Genomic DNA, 1,565 nt, shown 5'->3' on the forward strand with positions numbered 1-1,565 from the left:
CAGGTACGTCGTGCTTCTTCTTGCTCATTGTGACTCCGGACAAGTCGGCAGTTTCCTGCCAAAAGTCCGTTTACACAAAATTCTGCACACCCTCGCGGGCCATGGTAGCCGCCAACTGGGCCTTCTGCCCCCGGACTGGAAAGCCCTTCTGGATGAGTTCGCGCAGGCCTTTCCAAACTTCCATGAACTGGCCGAGCTGCTACGTGACCACTTTGCCCTGTCCAGCCTGGGCGATAGCCGCGTGTCCTGGCCTGCCGTGTTGCTGGTCGGCCCGGCGGGCATCGGCAAAACCGAGGCGGCACGCTGGCTGGCCGATCAGCTCGTGCTACCGTTTCGGGTCTTCGACATGGCAAGTACGCAATCAAGTTCGCCGCTCGCCGGTTCCGAATCGTTCTGGAGCAACTCCGAGCCAGGCCAGCTCTTCGAGCTGCTGGCCTACCAGCCACTGGCCAACCCGGTGGTGGTGCTCGATGAGCTGGATAAGGCCAGCAACGGGCGACCGCAATACGATCCGCTGGCGGCGCTCTATACCTTGCTGGAACCGCGCAGTGCGCGGGATTTCATCGACCTGTCGATCCGCGACTTTGCCATCGACGCCAGTCATGTGAATTGGATGGCGACCGCGAATGAGCTGGATGCCATTCCGGGGCCGCTACGCTCACGGTTGACGGTGTTGCACATTCAACCGCCCAGGCCGGAGCAGGTCAGAAGCATTGCGCAGTCGATTTACAACCGACTCCGCGACGAGTCGAGCTGGGGCAACGCCTTTGCCGAGAGGCTGGATGATGATGTCCTGTCCCGTCTGCAAGCCTTGCCGCCGCGCAGTGTGCGTCTGGTTCTGCAGCGGGCCTTGGGCGCAGCGGCTCGTGATGACCGAGGAGTCGTCCAGGTGCAAGACATCAGGCCGCTGGTCGAGATCAGCCGCCGTTGCGTTGGCTTTGTCAGCGAGGGATGGAATTGAGGTTGCTCAGCGCTGTCTAGATAACCAGGCCGCACCGGCAGCCAGCGCATCGGCCTCACTGGCATAGGTTGTCGATGGGCCGCTGATAATGCAGGGCTGGGTTTCGCCGTCGCCTTCCACCGTCCACAGCTCCCAGGTTCCGTCGTTTTTCCAGCTGGGGATGGCGGTGTAGGGTTTGTCTTTCAGCGCAGCCAGCGCGGCATCCACTTCGGGACGGATCTGCAACTCACCCGAGTAAATATAAGGTGTCGCGCAACGGGCATCAGATCGGTTCATGTTCCGTACTCCAGAAAAGCTCCAGTAGCGCGCTCGCCTGCAGGTAAATACCGGGGTTGCGCGCTTCACTCGGGCCAGCAATGTTGAGAATAGCGATGGTATGGCTAAGCAACCAGTCTTGCCATGCCGCCAATAGCTCTTCTGTAGGGGCATGCAAATCGCACAGCAGCAGCGGCTTGCCGTGTCCCGCCGCCAGATCGCGAGTGAGCAGGCTGCCACCTTCGAGCCTGCCCCGGTAAAGGATCAGTGTGGCATCAGAGTCCAGCACATTGCGTTTGGTGCGCTGGACTCTGATGCCACACTGATCCATTACCGGGGCAGGCTCGAA

General features: G+C 60.8%; 3 protein-coding genes. 1 reads left to right on the forward strand and 2 read right to left on the reverse strand.

Annotated elements, in window-relative coordinates; all coding sequences use genetic code 11:
* On the forward strand, positions 1-961 hold a 961-nt coding region (locus tag EV683_RS14210; RefSeq protein ID WP_207910478.1), incomplete at its 5' end, for an AAA family ATPase.
* Between the two features lie 6 nt (positions 962-967).
* On the opposite strand, the gene EV683_RS14215 is transcribed toward EV683_RS14210, so the two are convergent.
* Positions 968-1,237 carry a hypothetical protein gene (locus EV683_RS14215; protein WP_079384645.1) on the reverse strand — a complete coding sequence of 90 codons (270 nt, stop codon included), beginning with the start codon at positions 1,235-1,237 and terminating at the stop codon, positions 968-970.
* Positions 1,224-1,565: YpsA SLOG family protein (locus EV683_RS14220; RefSeq protein ID WP_207910479.1), on the reverse strand; the 342-nt coding region annotated here is incomplete at its 5' end. The genes EV683_RS14215 and EV683_RS14220, both read right to left, overlap by 14 nt.

Source organism: Crenobacter luteus, from assembly GCF_004345725.1.
GTDB classification, from domain to species: Bacteria; Pseudomonadota; Gammaproteobacteria; order Burkholderiales; family Chromobacteriaceae; genus Crenobacter; species Crenobacter luteus.